Origin of the sequence: Commensalibacter sp. M0355 (genome assembly GCF_016101365.1) — a bacterium.
Lineage (GTDB): Bacteria > Pseudomonadota > Alphaproteobacteria > Acetobacterales > Acetobacteraceae > Commensalibacter > Commensalibacter melissae.
Genome location: NZ_JACFQQ010000001.1, coordinates 490,994 through 513,264, shown reverse-complemented (window position 1 = coordinate 513,264; position 22,271 = coordinate 490,994). Strand labels below are relative to the sequence as shown.

Here is a 22,271-nt window from a genome sequence, read left to right as displayed (position 1 = left end):
TTTATGTCAAATGTCTTAACCAATAATAAACAATGAGTGTTGTTGAAATCCAGCCTATAAAATAATTGCACAAAGGTAAAATGATAATTAAAATCAATAGATTGAATGGTAACAAGGTTAAAATGCTAAACCACCCCTGATAAACTGTTTCCCAGTTTGGATTACTGCTGAAGGGCAGACTCAGATAGGTTAAAAAAAACAATAAGGGAATTGAGAAAATTAAGCCGATGCCACCTCCGATAAGGGAAAGAAATGCATTTCTTCGTGCAAAACGTATGGATATATAGTGGTCTGACGCGCCTAGATTATGAAGTATTTCGATTGTTTGTTTACATTGTATCAAACCAGTTCGGGTGGCGATGGCTATTACAATGGCTGCGACAAAAATCACGGTAAGAAAAGCAAGGAATGCACAGGTTTGCAAACTATTTGCAAGAACATTTAAGCGTTGACTCCAGAAGTTACTTTGTTCAATAACGATATTGGGTTCGATTTTGCGTAAGGAAGTTTCAAGCTGGCCTGAAATTTTTGTATTATTTTTTAAATGTAATTCGATGACTGCGGGAATGGCAAGGGCAAGATTGTCAAAATCTTCATGCAGCCAAGGGGCTAATAATTCATTTATTTCATTATCATCAAGTTTGTGAAAAGAGACAAGTTCCCTGGAGGTCGAGAGAAGGGTGATAATTTGCTGGATTGATGCATTATTGTCGGAGTTCTCTTGTTTTGTATTTTGAGACGAAATCTGGAGGTTATTTTGGGGAATTTGTAGAATTATTGTGGACGCTGCCCCTGTATTCCAACGATTTGCAAGATTTTGACCAGCATAGGTTCCCGCAATCATCAGGGTGGCCAAAAAGGTCATTGCAGCAACAAGGGGAATTAAAAATTGCCCGGGTAAAGCCAGATTGACTTTCAATCCATCAGTGGTTTTATGTTTTAACAGCATCATCAATTCGTATTTGTCCATTATTTAATTTTAGTCTAGGGGCAGGGAATTGATGGATGAGATTATCATTATGGGTGGCGATAATGATTGTGCACCCCAAATCATTAAGATCAAAAAAAAGATCCATTAAACGTAATACCTGTTCCTCATCCAGCGCATTGGTGGGTTCATCAGCCAACAAAATATCAGGTCTGTGAATGACAGCTCGGGCAATTGCAACGCGTTGTTGCTCCCCTCCAGAAAGGGTTCGAGGGTATAGTTCAGCCTTATTTTGCAAATTCATCCATTGGAGAATTCGATTTGTCCAACGACTTACTATGGATTCATCCGTATTCTGCAGTCGAAGGGGTAGAGCGATGTTATTATAAATGCTTAAATTGGGAATAAGTTTAAAATCTTGATAAATGATGCCTATTCTTTGTTTTAAGTGGCAAATAGTTGAACGACGGTTTTTATGTATGTTTGTTTCCAAAATTTGTAATTGCCCAGCATTAGGCATTATTTCAAGATGGAACATCTGGAGCAAGGTTGATTTTCCAATTCCTGATGGTCCTGTTAACCAGCAAAAACTACCTTGGGGAATATGGAGTGTGACATTTGATAAAATCGGACAGTCTTGTCTGTAATAAAGGCTTACCTTGTCAAGTTGAATCATTGCAGAAAGGTTTCATGGCAGATAAGGAAATGGATTATAATTTACGTCCCAAATAAACAGTAACGGTCGCACATAATGCGGTTAACATAATAAGTAAAACGCCATCGAAAATTAATTTTCCTGCAGTTAAACTATGTCCTGCAATCATAATTGAATGGGGAATCAGGTTGCCTCCATGTTTCACAAGCTCACCTGTTTGAGGATCTGATGAGGAGATAACGGCTATTAATGAAGAAGTGATGGCAGGCAATAATTTCCATATGATACCAACAACCAAGAATAACGGGGCAAAAATTTCGGCGACTTGCTGGATCAAGTAAAAGCAGAAATGACAAGCGAACCAGAGAATATTTAAAAATGGATTGGACACTTTGGATGAATTTCTTGAATCGGTATATTCTTGGCTGATGTGGCCTAGCCGTTCTTCTGATCGTGTATTATTAGAGAAAAATTTATTCACGAAACTATCCTTAAACTGAATAAAAAGAAGATACACTGTAGCATATTGATATAAATCTTATAATAAAACTCTTTATATAAATCTTTAATTTTTTGAATTAAAATAATTAATGAACCGAAACATATTAATTTTCAGTGAATTTACTTGCCATATCAGATATTCTGAGAAAAATAAGTGGAATGGTATTTTTGTAGATCCTGTTTAATTATTGATCTAGGCAAACCATATATATCAATAAATACTTTTTAGAGAATTGGGTATGGGTAACAATACGCAGCCTTCGATATTAATCATTGATAATGATTCCAGGATTTTAAAGGAATTCAAACAAATTCTGGGTCAGGATTACTCTTTATATCTTACAGAATCTTCCTATCATGCCTTGGATATGATTAAAAAGGGGGCTCATTTTTCCACCATTATCTATAATAATTTCATGCCCTGCATGTTCGGAAATATTTTTTTTGCCCGTGTTCGTAATCTTATTGTTGCTACACGTATTCTTTTGGGACCAAAAAGCCGAACGGATATTCTGATCAAGGCGTTGAATGAAGGGGGAATATCGTTTTTTATTCCAAAACCGCTGGATCCTTTCATGGTAAAGGAAATTGTAAAACGGGCCGTTAAAAGATCAGAATTTCAAAGAAAACTAATGCATGAACGTTTATTGTTAAAAGGGCTGTTGGATAATCTGCCCTATGGCCTTGCTTTCAAAGATGAGGAGGGTCGTTTCACCCGTATGAACCAGTTGGCGGCCAATCGGCGTGGATTGACCATTACCGAATGCCTTGGAAAAACAGAAGAGGAAATTGAACCGTCTTTTACGTCGCAAGAATTGTCAAGATTTAACCAGCGTTTGAAAAAGGAGGAGCGCTTTGTGGAGATATTGGAGGTTCCCTCGAATAATTCTAAACAATCGTCACAATGGTTTATGATTACCCGTTTATTGCTGGATAGAGCAAAGGGTGAAATTACGCATCCTTCTGTACTGATGGAGCTGGATATCACTAAACAGAAAGAATTGGAAATGCAGTTGCGGCAGTCGGAAAAATTGAAGGCCCTTGGTACAATGGCTGGGGGAATTGCTCATGATTTCAACAACCTGTTGACAACAATGATCGGCTCGTTGGAGTTATCCGAAGAGCTGTTGGAGGTTTCGGGTAATTCTGAAATCATGGATACAATTAAGCAGTTACAGAACAATGCCTTGGAGGCGGCAAAAAAGGGTAGCACATTGACAGAGCGACTCTTGAGTTTCAGCAGAAGAAAGAAATTATCTTTGCAGGAAGTGGATCTCACCAAGATTATTCATAAAAATTTTGATCTATTGTCTCAAACTCTTCAGATGCGTTATGAAAGAAGGTTCAAAGAACAGATTGAAGCCAACCAATCAAATAGAATTCATCTTGAATTTAAAAATAATATATCGGGTATTTTGACGGTTAAGACAGATCCATCACAATTTGAATTGGCTGTCATGAATTTGTGTATCAATTCAGTAGATGCCATGAAAAATGGAGGTGTAATAACTATCATTTTGGATAAGAAAGATATTAGTCCGGATGAAGGCAAACGGCTTCATTTAAATCCGGGTTCTTATGCAGTCACCATCATTCAGGATGAAGGCGAGGGAATGAGTGCTGAAACCATTGCTCATATTTTTGAACCTTTTTTCACAACAAAAAAAATGGGGTTGGGAACAGGACTGGGAATGGCAATGGTTTATGGATTTGCACAACAGTCGGGGGGACAGGTTAATGTGCAAAGTCAATTGGGAGCAGGAACAAATATAAGTATATATTTACCCATATATAGTGAAATGGAAAGATAGATATTTAATAAATTTCCATCAACATATTTGAATATTAATATAAATTAATTAAATAGAAATCAAAAATTAATATTATATTATGTCACCAATCTAATATGATTTTTATATAAAACGTAGATGCATATTTTTATTCTTTAATTGCTTTTTAATATTTTTTTTAAATGATAATATAGATAACGAAGTGAATATATAGTTTTAAAATGATTATAGAGTCTGAACACTATATTTTTCCTTTTGACGTAAAGGCATAAGGAAATGTTGATTGAAGCACAAAAACAAAAAACAAAAAAAATAATTTTGGTTGCTGAGGATGACTCCATTTTACGCCCATTATTGGTGGAATTGCTGGATGAAATGCAGTTTGAGGTAATTGCCGCTGAAGATGGCACAAAGGCAATGGCATTATTACAAGATTTGGATTGTAATCATATGCATGTCGATTTACTATTAACCGACATCGGGTTGCCAGGAGTAAATGGAAACAAACTTGCTGAATTTGCGCGTAAGATCTGGCCGAATTTATCGATATTATTTATTACTGGTTATGCACATGGTATCAATACCATGACTCTTGACAATAAAATACAATTGTTAACCAAACCTTTTTCCCTTGGGGTATTGACAAAGCGTATAGAAGAATTGATTTCTTAACCAGTTCGGATAATTATTATCATATAATTTTATGTAAGGTTAACCCTAGATATGCAAAATAACACTTTATCTACGTATGATCCTATTCAGTGGCATGGTACGACTATTTTATGTGTCCGTTACGGAAAGCAGGTGACAATAGCAGGTGATGGCCAGGTAACACTGGGTAATACAGTTGTAAAAGGTAATGCGAGGAAAGTCAGGAGAATAGGACAAAACGGTTCTATATTGGCTGGTTTTGCAGGGGCGACAGCGGATGCTTTTACCTTGCTGGAACGTTTGGAAAAGAAATTGGAGCGTTATCCCAATCAGTTGGAAAGGGCTTGTGTCGAGTTGGCTCAGGATTGGCGAACGGATCGTTACTTAAGAAGACTTGAGGCAATGCTGCTTGTGGCTGATCATGTTCATTCATACACGTTAACAGGTAATGGTGATGTACTGGAACCAGAAGACGGGGTGGTAGCCATTGGTTCCGGTGGTAATTATGCTCTGGCGGCCGCAAGGGCGCTTTTGACTGTTGATGGACTAACATCGGAAGAAATCGCACGTCGAGCCATGAAAATTGCTGGGGATATTTGTATTTATACCAATCACTCCCTTGTTGTAGAGACTTTGAACTCAGAAAGTAAATAATATATGCAAATCCCGACCTATACTCCGAAAAAAATTGTTGCAGAACTTGATCGTTATATTGTTGGTCAACATGAAGCAAAAAAGGCTGTATCTATCGCTTTGCGCAATCGATGGAGAAGAGCTCAGTTACCTGACCGGATGCGGGAAGAAATCGTTCCTAAGAATATTTTGATGATTGGACCAACGGGTTGTGGTAAGACGGAAATTGCTCGTCGATTAGCCCGTTTGTCACAAGCTCCATTTTTAAAAGTTGAGGCAACTAAGTTTACCGAAGTCGGTTATGTCGGTCGTGATGTGGAAAGCATTATTCGCGATTTGGTTGAAGCATCTTTGGTCATGTTGCGTGATGTAAAACGTCGCAATGTCGTTGAAAAGGCAAAAGATGCCGCAAATCAAAGAATAGTAACGGCGTTGGTGGGAGATGGAGCGACAGCAGAAACACGCAATAAATTCCTGCAGATGCTGGTTAATGGAGATTTAGAGGACAAGGAAATAGATATTAAAGTGGCGGATATATCTTCTCCTGTTAATCAAATGGATATACCGGGGATGCCATCGGCCCAGATTATCAATTTTACCGATATGATGAAAGGGTTCATGAACCGTTCTGAAAAATCACGCCGTATGACGGTTGCAAAAGCCCGGGAGGCATTAATTCGTGAAGAATCTGATAAGCTTCTGGATAATGATGCGCTTGTGCAAGAAGCTATACAGCGTGCACAAAATCATGGAATTGTCTTTCTGGATGAAATTGACAAGGTTTGTGCCCGTTCTTATGAAGGAAGTGGTGGGCGTGGTGGTGCTGATATTTCCCGTGAAGGGGTACAGCGTGACTTACTGCCATTAATAGAGGGAACGACTGTCTCAACAAAATATGGTCTGGTTAAAACCGATCATATACTTTTTATTGCCTCTGGTGCTTTTCATTTGGCTAAACCTTCTGACTTATTGCCGGAACTACAGGGGCGCCTACCGATTCGTGTTGAATTATCGGCTTTAACCTGTGAAGATATGCGTCGGATTTTAACAGAACCCGAACAGTCACTTTTGAAACAGTATATCGCTTTGATGGAAACGGAAAAAGTCAAGTTACAGTTTACGGATGATGCAATTGATTCAATTGCTCAATTGGCAACGGATATTAATGAAAGAGTTGAGAATATCGGTGCGCGTCGTCTGGCAACCGTTATGGAAAAGCTTCTCGAAGAAGTTTCTTTTACAGCTTCTGAACGTTCAGGTGAGGAGATTCAGATAACGGCAAAGGATGTAACGGAAAAAGTTGCTTCCTTGGCGAGTAAAAGTGATTTAAGTCGTTTTATTCTTTAATTTGTAATTTGTCTGGCTGTACGAGATTTATCTATGTCAATTTCAGGTTCTTTTATTTTACCCGAAGAACAAAGCGCGGTAGAGGCGATTGATGCCATTAGGGATGAGTTTGATCTTTTTGATGATTGGACGCAGCGATATCGTTATTTGATTGAACTTGGAAATAATTTGCCTGCTTTTCCTGTTGAATGGCAAAATGATAAATTTCGTGTGGTTGGTTGTCAAAGTCAGGTTTGGTTAAATTACTCCCGGGAAGGAAATAAATATTATTTTGCTGGATCGTCTGATGCCGTGATAGTTAAAGGTCTGATCGCTTTGTTACTAAGGATTTATTCTGGAAGAACAGCAGAGGAAATTTTGAAAATCGATCCTGGATTTGTTAAGGATCTGGGACTTGCAGGGGCGTTGTCAGCAAATCGAAGTAATGGGGTTATGTCGATGGTTAAAGCCATACAGCATATTGCCTCACGATAGTGTTAATTTTTTTTGAAATATTTATTTCGTATAATTTAAGATTCTTCAATTGAGATAACAGTCTCTAAATTTAAGACTATTTTAAGAAATACATTGTAAAATTAGGAGATAATATATGAAAAAAACAATTGGGGATTTCTTATTGGATAGATTATCTCAAATTGGGATCAACACAATTTTTGGTGTGCCTGGGGATTATAATCTTCAATTTTTGATGCAGGCAGAAAAAAGAAAAGATATAAAATTTGTTGGAAATCGTAATGAGTTGAACGCGGCCTATACTGCGGATGGTTATGCACGTTTAAATGGAATTTCTGCAATACTAACAACATATGGTGTTGGTGACCTGAGTGCCCTTAATGGTGTTGCAGGAGCATATGCCGAATACGTGCCAATGGTTTGTCTTTCTGGAGCGCCACCTTTACACAGTATAAATCAAAGATCCTTTTTGCATCATACCACAGCGGAGGGTAATTATGAAGATGTCATGAATTGTTACCGCTCCTATACTGTCGCTCAGGCGCGCCTTACGCCACAAAATGCAGTGGGGGAAATTGATCGTGTATTGAATGTTTGCAAACGGGAAAAAAGACCTGTTTATATTCAAATCCCATCGGATATAACGTTTTTCGAGATTGATGTCCATGATGACAAACTGGTCTGTTCATTACAAATGAGTGATTCCTTACAACTTTCAAATCTTTTGCATGGCATTAAAGAACGTCTGCGACATGCTGAACGCCCGGCTATGCTGCTGGGTAATGCCATAGATCGATTTGGACTTAGAGAACTTACGCAAGAACTTATTGAAAAATTGAATATTCCATTTGCCACCCAATCAGCGGCACAGGCAATTTTGGATCAGGGTTTATTGCAATGGGTTGGTGAATATAATGGCGGGGCTTCTGTCAGATCCGTTTTAGATATCATTGAAAATTCTGATTGCTTAATAGGAATTAACGTAAAATTTACAGACAGTAATTCTGGGTATTTTACGCAGAATATTCCAGAAAATATGATCAATATCATGCCCTTCAGCACTATCGTTGGTAAAAAAGTGTTTGAGGATGTCTGTGCTGTAGACCTTTTGAAAAGCCTGATAAAAAATGACTTGTCCCGACAGTCAAATTTATTCTCTTCCATTCATAAAAATAAAAAACATTCATGGACAGTTGAAAAGGGCAAGGCATTAATCCTCAATCGTTTTTGGACAAAAATGGATCATTTCATTCAGGAAAATGATGTCATTGTTACGGATGCAGGCACCTCGATGAGAGGTGTCAGGGGATTGGCTCTTCCTGCCGGAATTACCATCATTAATCAGCCTTTGTGGTTATCAATCGGGTATTCATTGCCTGCCTTGTTTGGTTCATTAATGGCAGCACCTAAACGGCGCCAAATATTATTTGTCGGGGATGGGTCATTCCAATTAACAGCGCAGGAAGTATCAGCTTTTTTTGCGCATGATCTTAATCCAATCATTTTTTTGGTGAATAATAAAGGTTATACAATCGAACGCAGCATTATGGGGTTATATTCCTCGTTTAATGATATTCCTGAATGGAACTATCATAAACTATTTGATGCTTTGAGTGATAATAAACCCTATTCATACTATCAAGTCAGAACTGAGGATGAATTGGAAACAAGCCTGGAAGAACTGGAAAATGATACTTTAGTACCGCGTATTGTTGAAATTATGATTGATCCTTTTGACATACCCAAAAAAGTTCAGGATTCAGCAGACCGTATTGCATCCTTCAATTATGGAAAAAGAGGTTTGAAAGAGCTTGATAAAAAAGTTCATTTCTAAATAAATGTTGAGGAGTTTTATTCTAGATCAATAACAAGCTCCTCAAATACATAAAAAAAGTCTATCGATATTATCAAGTTTGAATCAAAATTTTTTTTGACGTTGTTGGGGAACCTCAATATCAATAGCCAATGTAGAACAGGCAGATCCTTGATCAATTTTGACCTGAATTTTTTCTTGATCAATGGAGATATGCTTTTGGATAACCGCCATAATTTCTTTTTGTAATTTTTGCAATAAATCTGAATCATTTTGATTGCTGGAAGAAGAACGTTCATGAGCCAGCAGGATCTGTAAACGATCCTTGGCAACGGGCGCTGAACTTTTTTTATTAAAGAAATTTGAAAATAAAAAACTCATCATCTATTCCTCTTTAACAACCAGTCAAAAAACCCTTTTTTGTCAGTCGGAATGGTAATGTCTATTTTTTCTCCTTGCAAGCGTTTAACTGCATCTACATAGGCACGGGCAGGAGCAGAGTTGGGTGCAGAAAGTGTTATCGGAGTACCTATATTTGAAGCCTTGAGAATTTCCTCACTTTCAGGAATGATACCAATCAAGGGAATGGAAAGGATATCAAGTATATCATCTGTGTTAAGCATGTCGCCATGGGCTGCCCTGTTTGTTGCATAACGTGTAATTAACAGGTGTTTGTTAATTTTTTCACCTTTTTGGGCTTTATCAGTTGTACTGTCAAGGATGCCTATGATACGATCACTGTCACGAACCGAGGATACTTCGGGATTGGTAATGACAATGGCCTCATCAGCAAAATGCATGGCCATTTTAGCACCGCGTTCAATTCCGGCCGGACTGTCACAAATTATCCAGTCAAACTTCTCTTTTAATTCCTCAATAACCTTTTTGACACCCTCTTCAGTCAAGGCGTCTTTGTCCCGTGTTTGGGAAGCGGCCAGAATGAAAAGGGTTTCGATACGTTTATCTTTAATCAATGCTTGAGAAAGCGTGGCTTCACCTTGTATTACATTGATAAAATCAAACACCACACGTCTTTCTGATCCCATTACAAGGTCAAGATTTCTTAAACCGACATCAAAATCAATGACGACAACCTTTTGTCCTGTCTGGGCGAGGGCCGCTCCAATCGCTGCGGTTGTTGTCGTTTTACCAACCCCGCCTTTACCTGAGGTAATAACGATTACCTTCGACATACTTGTTCCTTTATGATAATCCATTTTCAATATGTTAAAAATATCATTTTACGGCAAATAAAACACTAAAAATATCAGAATATAATTTTATTTACCTTGTTTTTGTTAGATTAGTTACAGTAATAACATTCTCTTTTAAAAAAACCTGTGCAGATTTATTGTTAAAAGCCTCTGGAATTTCTTCTGCTGTCATGTAATATCCGTCAATAGCCAATAGTTCTGCTGCCATATGACTGGTGAATATTCTGGCATTGGGTTGTCCACTTATACCGGCAATAGCGCGTCCCCGCAGGGCGCCGTAAACATGAATGGATCCACCGGCGCTAATTTCCGCTCCCGATGCAACAGAATTAACAACAATTATATCCCCTTCCGGAAAAAAAATGCTTTGTCCTGATCGAACGGGATCATCAGTAATATAGCAAGGAACGGATTGATTTTTAGCTGGAGAATCGATCGGGGGATTTAAATTGTCGATATTCTTTCCTCCTGTAAGAATGAAATTTCTAGGCCAGTCCTTTAATGCAGAAGGATTGGATGGCAATCCTTCCATACTGATAATCTGAATATTTCTGCCTAAAAGTTCATGATAAAGTTTTTCCAATCCTTCTTCATCGCCCGTCAAGAGTTCAAGATTGAGAATAACAGGTTTGCCATAGAAAAATTGTGAAGAACGTTTAATTTGTTCGTCCAGGCTTTGTAACCAATTTACAAGAGGGGCTTTTGGTGAAAGAACCAGTGCCAAAAACGAACGGCCTCGGATCCGTAAGGGGGGCAGTGAATGCGAAGAATGATGCACCACGAGTGTATTTCCTGTTTGACAGATCAATAAATTAATGACGTCTAAATTATTACGTTTTGATAAAGTTGAAAAATAAAATAATAATATACGAAAAAATAAATATCTTGTAATTTTTTAAAAGATGAATTTAAGCCTTTATAATTGATTAAAAGTTAAGCTATATGATTAAACTGTAGTGATAAACTGATTTTAAAATATTTTCAGTAAAAAAACATATTATGTTACACTAAAAAGATTTTGTGGAATAATGGCAAGGCTTTATGCGAATATTGTATCATCTTCCCCTTTGTCCTTTCAGTCGTAAAATTCGGCTGATAATGGCAGAAAAACGGTTATCTTTTGAATTGATGACCGAAGCTGTATGGAAAAAACGGGATGAATTCCTGTCGATGAATCCTGCTGGTACCGTTCCTGTCCTGGTAGAAGAAACGGGTCTGGCTATTTGTGATTCCTATGCGATCAGCGAATATTTGGAAGAAGCCTATCCTGACACGTTATTAATGGGTCGCACTTTGGCGGAAAGAGTGGAGGTGCGACGATTGGTTGCCTGGTTTGATGACAAATTCAATCGAGAAATCACTCGAAATTTACTGTTTGAGAAAATGTTCAAACGTCTTTTTGGAAATAGCAATCCCAATGCTCAAGCATTGAGAGAAGGCTACCAGAATATAAAATTTCATCTTGATTATATTGCCTATCTAGCTGAAAACAGGGTTTGGCTGGCAGGAAATAATTTGTCAATTGCTGATTTTGCCGCTGCAGCCCATCTTTCCAGCTTGGATTATATTGGTGATATTAACTGGGATAAATATCCAATGGTAAAGGATTGGTATGTTCGGATAAAATCCCGTCCCAGTTTTCGTGCCTTGTTAAATGATCGGGTAAGTGGTGTAGTCCCTCCCAAATATTATGCCGATTTAGATTTTTAATGAAATTTTAGTCGGAATGGAAAATAAACCGGTCATATTGCAAGTTCTACCAGCATTGGGTACAGGTGGGGTAGAGCGGGGAACTGTTGATATGGCAAAGGCAATCATACAGGCGGGTGGCATTGCAATTGTAGCCAGTGAAGATGGAATATGGCAGCATTATCTCGAGAAAATTGGGGCAATTTACATTCATTTACCGCTAAGCTCAAAAAATCCGTGGATAATCTGGAAAAATCATTATGCGTTAATTAAGATTATCCAGTATTATAAAGTAGATATTGTTCATGCACGTTCAAGAGCGCCGGCATGGTCTGCATGGTTGGCAGCAAAAAAATGTCATATCCGTTTTGTCACAACCTGGCACGGAGTTTTTCAGGCCAAATGGTTCGGAAAACGTTGGTACAACCAGGTAATGACCAAAGGGGAAAAGGTGATAGCGATCAGTCATTATATTGCTAATCATTTACAACAAGAATATCATGTCAACCAGCAAAAACTATGTATCATTCCACGTGGGGTTGATCTAACTATTTTTGATCCGAGTTTGCCGTTAGGTAACCGAATAAGTTCATTGGCACAGAGTTGGGGAATTTCTGAAGAGCAAAAGATCCTGTTATTGCCGGGAAGAATTACGGAGTGGAAGGGACATAAATTATTATTGCAGGCTTTTGCTGAATTAAAATTCAATCATCCGAACTGGATCTGCATTTTTGTCGGTCCCGCCAAAGAAAAAGATCATTTTTTAAAAGAGTTGCTTGATTTAGCCGATTATTTAAAAATAAAAAATTCGATTTATTTTGTGGGAAATAGCCAGGATATGCCTGCGGTCTATGCACTGGCAAATATCGTTGTAGTACCTTCCCTTAAACCTGAACCTTTTGGACGTGTCGTAATTGAGGCCCAGGCTATGGAGAAACCTGTGGTTGTTGCCAATCATGGTGGGGCGGCAGAAACAGTTGAAGAAAATGTTACAGGTTACCTTTTTAAACCCGGCAGTGTTAATAATTTGGTATTTGTTTTGGATCAGTTGATGGAAAAAACAGATGCAGATTTAAATTGGATCGGTCGGCTTGCCCGGGAAGCGGTTCAAAAAAAATATACTTTACAACAGATGCAATGCAAAACCCTTTCTGTTTATAACGAGATATTACCTGCTGAAAACAAATTAAAGATCAATGATGTCAGTTAAAAGAATCTTGATTATACGTTTGGGTGCTTTGGGGGATTTTATCCAAAGTTTTTACCCGTTTGCGGCCATTCGTCAGTATTATCCCAATGCAGAGATCACCTTGTTAACATCTGCACCATTTGTTGATCTGGCCAAAAGATCACCTTGGTTTGATCGTGTTATTGTTGATGATAAACCTTCCTGGTTCAATATTGCGGGATTGATTAGGCTAGTGAAAAAACTACGGGGATATGATTATATCTTTGATTTACAAACTTCTCATCGATCGACACGTTACTTTAGGTTTACAGGACAGAGACAAGGATCGGCGATTGCAAAAACAGCATCGCATAGACATGACAATGAGGAGCGCAATCGCTTGCATACATTTGATCGCCAGAAAGATCAGCTAAGCAAGGTTGGTATAACTGATTATCCCGAGCTTGATTTATCTTGGTTTTTATCCGAAATGATTGATTTTTCCATGGATCGACCCTATGTTGTGTTAGTTCCTGGTTGCTCGGCACGACGTATGGAGAAAAGATGGCCTATTCAGTATTATGGTGAGATTGCGAATATATGTCTTGAAAAAGGGTTGGTCCCCATAATTGCTGGAGGAAAAGAAGAGAAAGAGATTTCCCGACAGATTTTGCAATTATGTCCGAAGGCAATGAACTTGATTGGTAAAACAAGTTTGTTTCAGTTGGGGCACTTAATGAAAAATGCACAATTTTCGCTCGGAAATGATACAGGACCAATGCATATTGCCGCATTGGTGGGGGGGTGTTCTGTTGTTTTGTTCTCATCATCAAGTAATCCTGCGCTGACCGCACCACGTGGAAAACATGTCAAAATATTGTATGAGGCGGATTTAAGAAATCTTTCCGTAAAAAAGGTTGCACAAGAATTGAACTGGGTTCATTAAAGTTTATTATTAGGTTTATTATATCGTTCTGGAGTTTTAAGTATGCCATCTATTACCTTGCCTGATGGATCTGTTCGTGAATATGAAGGATCGGTTACGGGTTTAAGTATTGCACAATCTATTGGGGCAGGTTTGGCCCGTGCAGCTTTAGCAATGGAGCTGAATGGAAAATTAGTCGATCTATTAACTGAAATATATGAAGATTCGTCAGTAAAATTCATTACAAAAAAAGATGCGGCGGCGTTAGAGTTAATCCGTCATGATGCTGCACATGTACTTGCCCAGGCAGTACAGGAACTATATCCGGGAACCCAGGTTACTATTGGTCCAGCTATTGAGGACGGTTTTTATTATGATTTTGCCCGTGAAGAACCTTTCAAGCCAGAGGATCTTGGTAAAATTGAACAGAAAATGCATGAGATTATTGCGCGTAATGAACCTTTTGTCAGAGAGGTTCTGCCTCGGCAGAAAGCAATTGAATATTTTGAAACCAATGGGGAGCATTATAAAACCCAGCTCATTCGGGATTTGCCAGAAACAGAAACGATCACAGTTTATAGACAGGGGGAGTGGCTTGACCTTTGCCGTGGACCGCATTTAAGAACGACCGGGGATGTCGGTAAAGCTTTTAAACTGATGAAGGTTGCTGGTGCATATTGGCGTGGGGATTCAAAAAATGCCATGCTGTCACGTATATATGGAACGGCATGGCGTGATCAAAAAGAGCTTGATGCCTATCTGACGCAATTGGAAGAGGCGACAAAACGCGATCACAGACGGATTGGAAAAGAGATGGATCTTTTCCATCTGCAGGATGAAGCCGTAGGTTCCGTATTCTGGCATCCCAAAGGATGGCAAATTTATACCGAATTACAGGCTTATATGCAGCGTGTCCAACGTCGTTATGGATATGAGGAGGTGCGAACCCCCCAACTTGTTGACCGTTCATTATGGGAGGCATCAGGGCATTGGGACAAATTCAAGGAAAATATGTTTATTGCTTCCGTTGAGGATGAAGATCGCATTTACGCTTTGAAACCCATGAACTGTCCATGTCATATCCAAATATTCAATCATACATTGCGTTCCTATCGTGAGCTTCCCCTTCGGATGGCGGAATTTGGAGCCTGTCACCGTTACGAACCTTCTGGAGCACTACATGGGATTATGCGTGTTCGGTCATTTGTTCAGGATGATGCGCATATTTTTTGTACAGAAGATCAAATTACTTCTGAAACAGCTTTGTTTGTCCAAATGTTGTCAGAAGTATACAAAGATCTTGGTTTCGAGAGTTTCCGCATCAAATTTTCTGATCGTCCAGAAAAAAGAGCGGGAGATGATGCGATTTGGGATCGTGCTGAAAATAGCTTGAAGGAAGCCTGTAAACAGGTTGGTGTAGAATTTGAGCTTAATAAAGGGGAAGGCGCTTTTTATGGTCCCAAACTGGAATTTGTTTTACGTGATGCGATAGGAAGGGATTGGCAATGTGGCACGTTGCAAGTTGACTATGTTCTGCCAGAACGGCTTAAGACGGCTTATATTGGAGAAGATAGCGCAAGACATCGCCCAGTTATGCTTCATCGGGCAATTTTAGGATCATTTGAACGGTTTATTGGTATTTTGATAGAACAATATGCAGGTCATTTCCCTTTGTGGCTGGCACCTGTCCAAGTAGTTGTGGCAACGATTGTAAATGATGTGGAGAATTATGCCCGAGAAGTCGTTGCCCTGTTGAAAGCCCAGGGAATTCGTGTGGAATTGGATGATAGAAACGAAAAGATCAATGCAAAGATTCGTGAACATAGTCTGCAACATGTTCCTGTCATTTTGGTTATTGGGCGCAAGGAGGCGGAAGAACGTCATTTGGCGGTACGTCGATTGGGTGGAAAATCACAAGAGATCATGGCTTTGAATGAAGCCATGGATCAACTGTCTCGAGAGGCATCACCGCCAGATAAAGGGCGTGTTCCCTTTGCGCAGCGAAAGGCTAAATTTTATTGTGAAGACTAGATAGTTTTTTTAAAATCTATTATAGTATTTTAAGAAGTTGTTTATTATTAAATCTAGGAAATGGGTTATTTACAAGATTGATTTTTTTGATAAGTTCAATTTCTAATTTTTAAGTAAGTAATCCCCTTTCAATGATTTTTTTATAGAAGGAGCTTAACCATAGTAAAAACATCGATAACCCCTGCGACTAATCGTGAAGGGCCTTTGGTTGATGATGAGATCCGTGCTGCACAGGTTCGCCTGGTTGGTGCTGATGGTGAAATGTTAGGTATTGTGCCAACACGTGAAGCTTTGAAAATGGCTTATGCTGTTGGACTGAATTTATTGGAAGTTAGTCCAAATGCTGATCCGCCAGTAGCGAAAATTGTTGATTACGGCAAGTTTAAATATGAACAGCAGAAAAAAAAGAATGAGGCACGTAAAAAACAAAAAGTCATTGATATTAAGGAAATCAAGGTAAGACCTAATATTGATGAAAATGACTATCAGGTAAAACTAAACGCGGCAAAGCGTTTTATTGCTGGTGGTGACAAGGTTAAAATCACGTTACGTTTCCGTGGACGTGAAATGGCCCATCAAGAACTGGGTGTTCAATTGTTGGATCGATTCCGTGTTGATATGGAAGAGGTTGCGAAGCCAGAACAAACTTCCAAGATCGAAAATCGTCAAATGATTATGGTTTTAGTAGCCCGTTGATGTGATAAAATATTAAACGAAGTTCAATAAAGGTATGTAAATTTTACATACCTTTTTTTATAATGATATTTATTTTTGAAAAATTATAATTTTATTCAAGAAGTAGTAAATTTCAGTTAACTAAAAGGATGGGGTTCATGAATGCTCAATCTCGCTGTACGGGTTTCTGTCAAAGAATTGAAGAGGGAGTATTTGTGGGATGGGCAATTAATGTCGTTAAACCTGAAAAACCTACAATTGTTTCTGCTTTTATCGATGATGTGAAGATTGCTGAAATTAAATGCGATATTGAAAATAAAACTATCCAGCAAAAGTTGAATTTCTTTCGCAGCAATATTGGTTTTCAATTTTCCATACCAGAAAGATACAGGGATAATAAGAACCATAAGCTATCATTTCAATTTATTGATGAAACATCTTTTATAATTTCTGATTCAAAACAGAATAATAAGCAAGTATCCTATGTATATTTTCAATTATTAAGAAATAACGATTCTGTAGGATATGAATCTTTTATTGATGGATGGAAGAACGGTTCAATTGTTGGATGGGTTTTGAAAAAGGATTTGAAAACAGGAGAATATACAGGAAACTGTTCAATTCTTGTTGTCATGAATGGGATTGAATTACAAACGGTTCAGGCCAATAGATATCGTCCTGATGTGGCAAGTGCTTATAATAGTGAGCCAAGATGTGGTTTTGCGGTTGTTATACCCAAAGTGCTTCGAAAACGTTTTAAGGCGGAATTTCGCGTGTATGTAATGCCTGATTATATAGAAGTGAAAAACAGTCCCTATCAAACAAGCCTTGTTGATGATTTGTTGGAACAAAAATTATTAATAATGAATCAGCATATAGATAGTATATATAATGAAATTAATTCCCTAAAAAGTGAAATTAAAAATTTAATCGCTTATCCGGAATATGTAATTGATGAATATCATCTATGGGCACAAAAATATTTCTCGAGTTTACCAAAATTACTTGATAAAAAAAGACAAAATTTGAAAGATTTAAAGATAAAACTTAAATCTTCCAAAATTTCAATTATATGTCCTGTTTACAAACCTGATTTATCTCATTTTAGGGAGGCTGTTGATTCTGTTTTATGTCAAACTTATAAAAATTGGGAATTGATTTTGATTGATGATGGAGGAGAATCAGCATCAATTCAGAGAGAAATTAAAAAATATGTTTTGCTTGATAACAGGATCAAGGCAATTACACTGACATGCAATAGGGGTATTTCCGAAGCGACTAACGAAGGATTGAAACAGGTAAAAGGTCAATGGATTGCTTTTTTTGATCATGATGACCTGCTGGTTCCTGAAGCATTGGAAATGATGATAATGGAAGCGCAGTGTCATAATGCCTATTTTGTTTATTCAGATGAGGATAAGCTTGATAACAATGGTGAATTTACCGAACCCAATTTAAAACCTGATTTTAATTACCGTTATTTGTTAGGGTGTAATTATATTTGTCATTTTGTCATGATTCATGTTGATTATGTTAGAAAAGTTGGTTTTCTGTCATCGCAATATAATGGTGCACAGGATCATGATTTTATTTTGCGATTGACAGAATATTTAAAATCATCGCAAATTCATCATGTTCAGGAGATTTTGTATCACTGGCGTATTACTCCGAATTCAACAGCGGAAACAACCGCCAATAAACAATATGCGGTAAAGGCAGGTATAGCCTGTGTAAGTGATCATTTGAAACGTACGGGTCAAGAAACTATGGTAAGCTCAATAGAGAATGCTACGATGTATAAGGTTGCATGGAATAAGATACCGCAATCAACTGTTACAATTATTATCCCTTTCAAAGATCAGATTGAAATTACCAAAAAATGCGTTGACCGTATTTTGGACCGAACCAATTATAGCCACTATAATATATTATTGGTTGATAATGGGTCAAAAAAACCAGAAACTCTGGAGTTTATAAAAAACTATTCACGAAAAAAGACTGTGAATTTTTTAACAGTACAAGAAGAATTTAATTTTTCACGTTTGAATAACCTGGCTGCTCAAAAAATAAAATCCGATTTTTATTTATTCTTAAATAATGATGTATTTATCGAAAATGAAGATTGGCTGGAAATCATGTTGAATGAGGCGGAATTTGCTGATGATATTGCAATTGTGGGAGCCAAACTGTTATATCCGAATGGAAGAATACAACATGGAGGCATTATTGTTGGTCCTGGGGAAATTGCCCAACATATGAATAGGGGGATGATCAAGAATGATTTTGGTTATGTCGGACGTTCTGTATTATCACAGGAATTGACTGCAGTAACAGCGGCCATGATGTTGGTAAAGGCATCAGTTTTTCATGAGGTAGATGGATTTGATGAAATTAATTTAAAAATTGCATATAACGATGTCGATCTATGTTTGAAAGTAAGAGAGGCAGGTTATCGAATTATTATGTGCATGGATGTGATTGCCATTCATCATGAAAGCTATTCAAGAGGTAGTGATGATAGACCTGAACACCAAGAACGTTTCACATATGAAATGGAATTTATGGAAAAAAAATGGGGTGAAAAGGCGGTTTATAAAAATGATTCAGCCTATTCACCTCATTTTAAAGTCAAGCCCCAGCTGTTTTATGAATTAACAGACCCAGTTAAAATTTAATATAACTATTTTTCAATTTGGCTAAAATCAGCAATAAGGTTAGCCACATTATCAATTTGATTGAGAAGTTTAAGTCGATTATGACGAATGATTTCATTTGGATCATTAATAATAGTTTTATCAAAAAAGATGTCCAGTTCAGAGCGTAAGGAAGCTATAGTATTCATTGCAAATTCAAACTTCTTATGATCAAGTGCTGATTCAATCATTTGTGTAGCTTGCTTTAAATGACTGTACAGATTTGTTTCTTCATCAGTATGGAAAAGAGACGGATCGGGTTCACCGTGATGAGGGCCGTCTTTCTTGTTTTCAATTCTGAGAATGTTGCTTGCTCTTTTGACAGCGGCCAGAAGATCTTTTCCTTCGGATGATTCAAGAATTTGATTTATGGCATTAACTTTTTTAAGAAGTTCGGAAATATCAGTTAAATGATTTTTTTGTGAAACTGCTGATAAAATATCATGTCGTAAACCCTCACTTCGTAACTGAATAATAAGTCGTTCATTCATGAAATTTGCCAAAAATTTCAGATCTGAAGCTTGTTGTAAATCTTTCGGAAGTGTTGAAATGGAGAATTCAAATACTTTTTCTAAATCAAGAGAGAGATTGTTTTCACGGATGATTCTGATAATCCCCAAGGCAGCCCGTCTTAATGCAAAAGGATCACCAGATCCTTTGGGTTTTTCACCTATGGCAAAAAATGCGGTTAGCAAATCGATTTTATCCGCGAGTGCAACGATAACAGAGCATGGTTCAGTGGGGGTCTGGTCTTTTGGACCACAAGGTTTGTAATGTTCCTTGATTGCAAGCGCTACGGCAGGATTTTCGTTATCATGTTGAGCATAATATCCCCCCATAATACCTTGGAGTTCCGGGAATTCACCAACCATTCCTGTTGCAAGATCAGCCTTGCAAAGTAAAGCAGCACGTTGTGCATGAACCACATCGGCGCAAAGTTCGTTTGCAAGAAAGCCTGCAACTTTGACAATACGTTGCACACGTTCGTATTGGCTGCCGAGTCTGGCATGAAAAATAACATCACTTAATGAGTTGTTATATGATACAAGTTGTGTTTTACGGTCCTGTTCCCAAAAATAACGGGCATCGGCAAAACGTGCCCTCAAAACACGCTCATTTCCGGCAATGATTAAGGAACCATCATCGTCTGGTCTAATATTCGCTATAAAAATAAAACGTGCTGCTGGTGAGCCATCTTGATTTTTCAGTGTGAAATAACGTTGATTCACTCGCATTGAAACTTGCATTACTTCTTGTGGCAAATCCATGAAAATGGAATCAATTTTACCCATATACGCGACGGGCCATTCAACAAGTCCCGTAACTTCGTTCAAAAGTCCTTCATCAGAAACGAGTTGAAGTTTATTATTTTCTGCAAGCTTGGATATGTCTGCAAGAATTTTTACACGACGCTGTTCAGAGTCGGCAATAACATAATGGGAAAACAGTGTTTCCTGCCATTGTTTTGTATTGCGGATGGTAAAGGGGGAAGGAGAAAGAAAACGATGGCCTTCAGTGATTTGATCGCTGGATAATCCATGCGCATCATCATTTTCTTTTGCCAAGGTAAAAGGAACAACCTCACCATTTAGAATACAGGTGATGCGATGCAATGGGCGAACCCATGTAAATTGGCTGCCATTTCCCCAACGCTGTGATTTAGGCCAGGGGAATTGCCATAAAAGTTGCGGAATTTTTTCCTGAATAAATTGGCTAGCCGATTGCTCAGGCTTGATTTTTTTCAAAACCCAAAAACCGTTCTCTTCAATCAAATCTTTTTTTTGAGCCGCATGTTTGCGTAAAAAACCCTCTAACGCTTTTTCAGGGGCTGTAATTCGTGGTCCTCTTTCCTCCAGCTCTTGTGCCGGAATGGTAGCGTCAATCTGCATAGAAACAGCGATACGTCTTGGTGTGGAGAAAGTTTTAGCATCAGTGGGATTAAGATTGATCAGCGCATTATTCAGTAAACGGTTAAGATTTTCCATGGCTTGCTTTTGCATGCGTGCGGGAATTTCTTCCGATAATAGTTCAATAAACAATTCCGACATATTATTTTTCCTCTGCCAGCCAAGTTTCACAACATTGTTTTGCCAAATTACGAATGCGACCAATATAGGAAGCGCGTTCATTCACGCTGATGACTCCACGGGCATCAAGCAGGTTGAATAAGTGGCTTGCTTTCAAACACTGATCGTAGGCTGGCTGAGCAAGTTTCTGTTGGACCAACGCATTGGATTCTTTTTCTGCATCCTTGAAATGATTGAATAAAAGAGTCGTGTCTGCACATTCAAAATTGTAACGGGAATAATCCTTTTCAGCCCTGAGAAAAACCTCTCCATAGGTCAGACCGTGATCATTGAAGGCCAAATCATAGACATTCTCAACGCCCTGAATATACATGGCCAATCGTTCAAGGCCGTATGTAAGTTCAGTTGAAGGAATAGAGGTTGTTATCCCGCCAACCTGCTGGAAATAGGTGAATTGAGTGACCTCCATACCGTCACACCAAACCTCCCATCCAAGTCCCCACGCGCCAATTGTGGGATTTTCCCAGTCATCTTCAACAAAACGAATATCGTGCTCTTTTGGATTGATACCGATGGCTTTATAACTTTCAAGCAATAGTTCCTGACTATTCTCAGGGGATGGCTTCAGTAGAACCTGATATTGATAATAATGTTGTAAACGGTTGGGGTTTTCACCATATCGTCCATCTGTTGGACGCCGACAGGGTTGAACATAGGCCGCTTTCCAAGGTTTGTCGCCCAACGCTCGTAATGTCGTGTGTGGTGATAATGTTCCCGCGCCGATTTCAAGATCATAAGGTTGTAATAATGCACAACCTTGAGAATTCCAGAATTCATGTAACTTTAAGATCAGTCCCTGGAATGATAACGTTTTTTTTGTTGAAGCTGGTTGAAAGGGTGTATGCGATGGCATGAATTATATAATTCCAAAAGAATGCAAAAATAACGAATAATAAGTGTTAATTATTTTTTAGTCTATCGATGGTTACGAATAAGATTAAATAAATAATACGATCTTGATGATATGACAAGAAAAGTGAATCATCTTCAAAAATTTGTCTTATAATTAAAATATAAA

General features: G+C 38.1%; 20 protein-coding genes. 12 read left to right on the top strand and 8 right to left on the bottom strand.

From position 1 onward, the window contains the following. Position 1 precedes the first annotated feature (1 nt). The 3 genes from H3T44_RS02475 to H3T44_RS02465 are packed head-to-tail and all read right to left on the bottom strand — an operon-like array spanning position 2 to position 2,064. Positions 2–952 carry an ABC transporter permease gene (locus tag H3T44_RS02475; protein ID WP_198195878.1) on the bottom strand — a complete coding sequence of 317 codons (951 nt, stop codon included), beginning with the start codon at positions 950–952 and terminating at the stop codon, positions 2–4. Further along, positions 933–1,604, bottom strand: a complete 672-nt coding sequence (locus H3T44_RS02470; RefSeq protein WP_122123853.1) for a cell division ATP-binding protein FtsE — start codon at positions 1,602–1,604, stop codon at positions 933–935. Before H3T44_RS02470 ends, H3T44_RS02475 begins: the two co-directional genes overlap by 20 nt. 34 nt (positions 1,605–1,638) lie before the next feature. Continuing rightward, the gene (locus H3T44_RS02465) at positions 1,639–2,064 is read right to left on the bottom strand and encodes a hypothetical protein (RefSeq protein ID WP_155572088.1); all 426 of its coding nucleotides are present in this window, start codon (positions 2,062–2,064) and stop codon (positions 1,639–1,641) included. Between the two features lie 259 nt (positions 2,065–2,323). On the opposite strand from H3T44_RS02465, the gene H3T44_RS02460 reads away from it, so the two are divergent. The 6 genes from H3T44_RS02460 (at position 2,324) to H3T44_RS02435 (ending at position 8,792) form a co-directional block, all read left to right on the top strand. Further along, positions 2,324–3,895, top strand: coding sequence for an ATP-binding protein (locus H3T44_RS02460; protein ID WP_198195877.1), 1,572 nt, complete (start codon positions 2,324–2,326; stop codon positions 3,893–3,895). Positions 3,896–4,150: 255 nt separating this feature from the next. Beyond that, positions 4,151–4,546 carry a response regulator gene (locus H3T44_RS02455; protein ID WP_122123850.1) on the top strand — a complete coding sequence of 132 codons (396 nt, stop codon included), beginning with the start codon at positions 4,151–4,153 and terminating at the stop codon, positions 4,544–4,546. A gap of 51 nt (positions 4,547–4,597) precedes the next feature. Continuing rightward, on the top strand, positions 4,598–5,179 hold the full coding sequence (hslV, locus tag H3T44_RS02450; protein ID WP_122123849.1) for an ATP-dependent protease subunit HslV: 582 nt from the start codon (positions 4,598–4,600) through the stop codon (positions 5,177–5,179). 3 nt (positions 5,180–5,182) lie between these two features. Then, the gene (gene hslU / locus H3T44_RS02445) at positions 5,183–6,505 is read left to right on the top strand and encodes an ATP-dependent protease ATPase subunit HslU (RefSeq protein WP_122123848.1); all 1,323 of its coding nucleotides are present in this window, start codon (positions 5,183–5,185) and stop codon (positions 6,503–6,505) included. 39 nt (positions 6,506–6,544) lie between these two features. After that, positions 6,545–6,979, top strand: a complete 435-nt coding sequence (locus H3T44_RS02440; protein WP_198193458.1) for a SufE family protein — start codon at positions 6,545–6,547, stop codon at positions 6,977–6,979. Positions 6,980–7,094: 115 nt separating this feature from the next. Next, positions 7,095–8,792 carry an alpha-keto acid decarboxylase family protein gene (locus tag H3T44_RS02435; RefSeq protein WP_198195876.1) on the top strand — a complete coding sequence of 566 codons (1,698 nt, stop codon included), beginning with the start codon at positions 7,095–7,097 and terminating at the stop codon, positions 8,790–8,792. 84 nt (positions 8,793–8,876) lie between these two features. Here the strand turns inward: H3T44_RS02435 and minE are convergent, their stop codons facing one another. The 3 genes from minE to minC all read right to left on the bottom strand — a co-directional run bounded on the left by minE (position 8,877) and on the right by minC (position 10,763). Then, the gene (gene minE / locus H3T44_RS02430; RefSeq protein ID WP_155567319.1) at positions 8,877–9,152 is read right to left on the bottom strand and encodes a cell division topological specificity factor MinE; all 276 of its coding nucleotides are present in this window, start codon (positions 9,150–9,152) and stop codon (positions 8,877–8,879) included. Then, the gene (minD, locus tag H3T44_RS02425; protein ID WP_110438326.1) at positions 9,152–9,964 is read right to left on the bottom strand and encodes a septum site-determining protein MinD; all 813 of its coding nucleotides are present in this window, start codon (positions 9,962–9,964) and stop codon (positions 9,152–9,154) included. The genes minE and minD overlap by 1 nt, the downstream gene beginning before the upstream one ends. Positions 9,965–10,055: 91 nt before the next feature. Next, the gene (minC, locus tag H3T44_RS02420; RefSeq protein WP_110438612.1) at positions 10,056–10,763 is read right to left on the bottom strand and encodes a septum site-determining protein MinC; all 708 of its coding nucleotides are present in this window, start codon (positions 10,761–10,763) and stop codon (positions 10,056–10,058) included. 263 nt (positions 10,764–11,026) lie between these two features. Here minC and H3T44_RS02415 point away from each other — a divergent pair, with 263 nt between their 5' ends. The 6 genes from H3T44_RS02415 to H3T44_RS02390 all read left to right on the top strand — a co-directional run bounded on the left by H3T44_RS02415 (position 11,027) and on the right by H3T44_RS02390 (position 19,148). Then, the gene (locus H3T44_RS02415) at positions 11,027–11,695 is read left to right on the top strand and encodes a glutathione S-transferase family protein (protein ID WP_110438325.1); all 669 of its coding nucleotides are present in this window, start codon (positions 11,027–11,029) and stop codon (positions 11,693–11,695) included. A gap of 16 nt (positions 11,696–11,711) precedes the next feature. Then, complete coding sequence (locus H3T44_RS02410) at positions 11,712–12,884, top strand: glycosyltransferase family 4 protein (RefSeq protein WP_198195875.1); 1,173 nt, start codon at positions 11,712–11,714, stop codon at positions 12,882–12,884. Beyond that, positions 12,874–13,788, top strand: a complete 915-nt coding sequence (locus H3T44_RS02405) for a glycosyltransferase family 9 protein (protein ID WP_232347481.1) — start codon at positions 12,874–12,876, stop codon at positions 13,786–13,788. The genes H3T44_RS02410 and H3T44_RS02405 overlap by 11 nt, the downstream gene beginning before the upstream one ends. A gap of 42 nt (positions 13,789–13,830) precedes the next feature. After that, positions 13,831–15,798, top strand: coding sequence for a threonine--tRNA ligase (gene thrS / locus H3T44_RS02400; RefSeq protein ID WP_198195871.1), 1,968 nt, complete (start codon positions 13,831–13,833; stop codon positions 15,796–15,798). Between the two features lie 174 nt (positions 15,799–15,972). Next, positions 15,973–16,494 (top strand): translation initiation factor IF-3, encoded by a 522-nt coding sequence (infC, locus tag H3T44_RS02395; RefSeq protein ID WP_198193459.1) that lies wholly within the window; start codon positions 15,973–15,975, stop codon positions 16,492–16,494. A 137-nt stretch (positions 16,495–16,631) separates the two neighbouring features. Next, positions 16,632–19,148: a glycosyltransferase gene (locus tag H3T44_RS02390; protein ID WP_198195869.1), complete on the top strand. Its 2,517-nt coding sequence runs from the start codon at positions 16,632–16,634 to the stop codon at positions 19,146–19,148. Positions 19,149–19,153: 5 nt separating this feature from the next. Here the strand turns inward: H3T44_RS02390 and glyS are convergent, their stop codons facing one another. Both glyS and H3T44_RS02380 read right to left on the bottom strand, forming a co-directional pair. Beyond that, complete coding sequence (gene glyS, locus H3T44_RS02385; protein WP_198195867.1) at positions 19,154–21,214, bottom strand: glycine--tRNA ligase subunit beta; 2,061 nt, start codon at positions 21,212–21,214, stop codon at positions 19,154–19,156. Between the two features lies 1 nt (position 21,215). After that, positions 21,216–22,106 carry a glycine--tRNA ligase subunit alpha gene (locus H3T44_RS02380; RefSeq protein WP_110438318.1) on the bottom strand — a complete coding sequence of 297 codons (891 nt, stop codon included), beginning with the start codon at positions 22,104–22,106 and terminating at the stop codon, positions 21,216–21,218. Between the last annotated feature and the right edge of the window lie 165 nt (positions 22,107–22,271).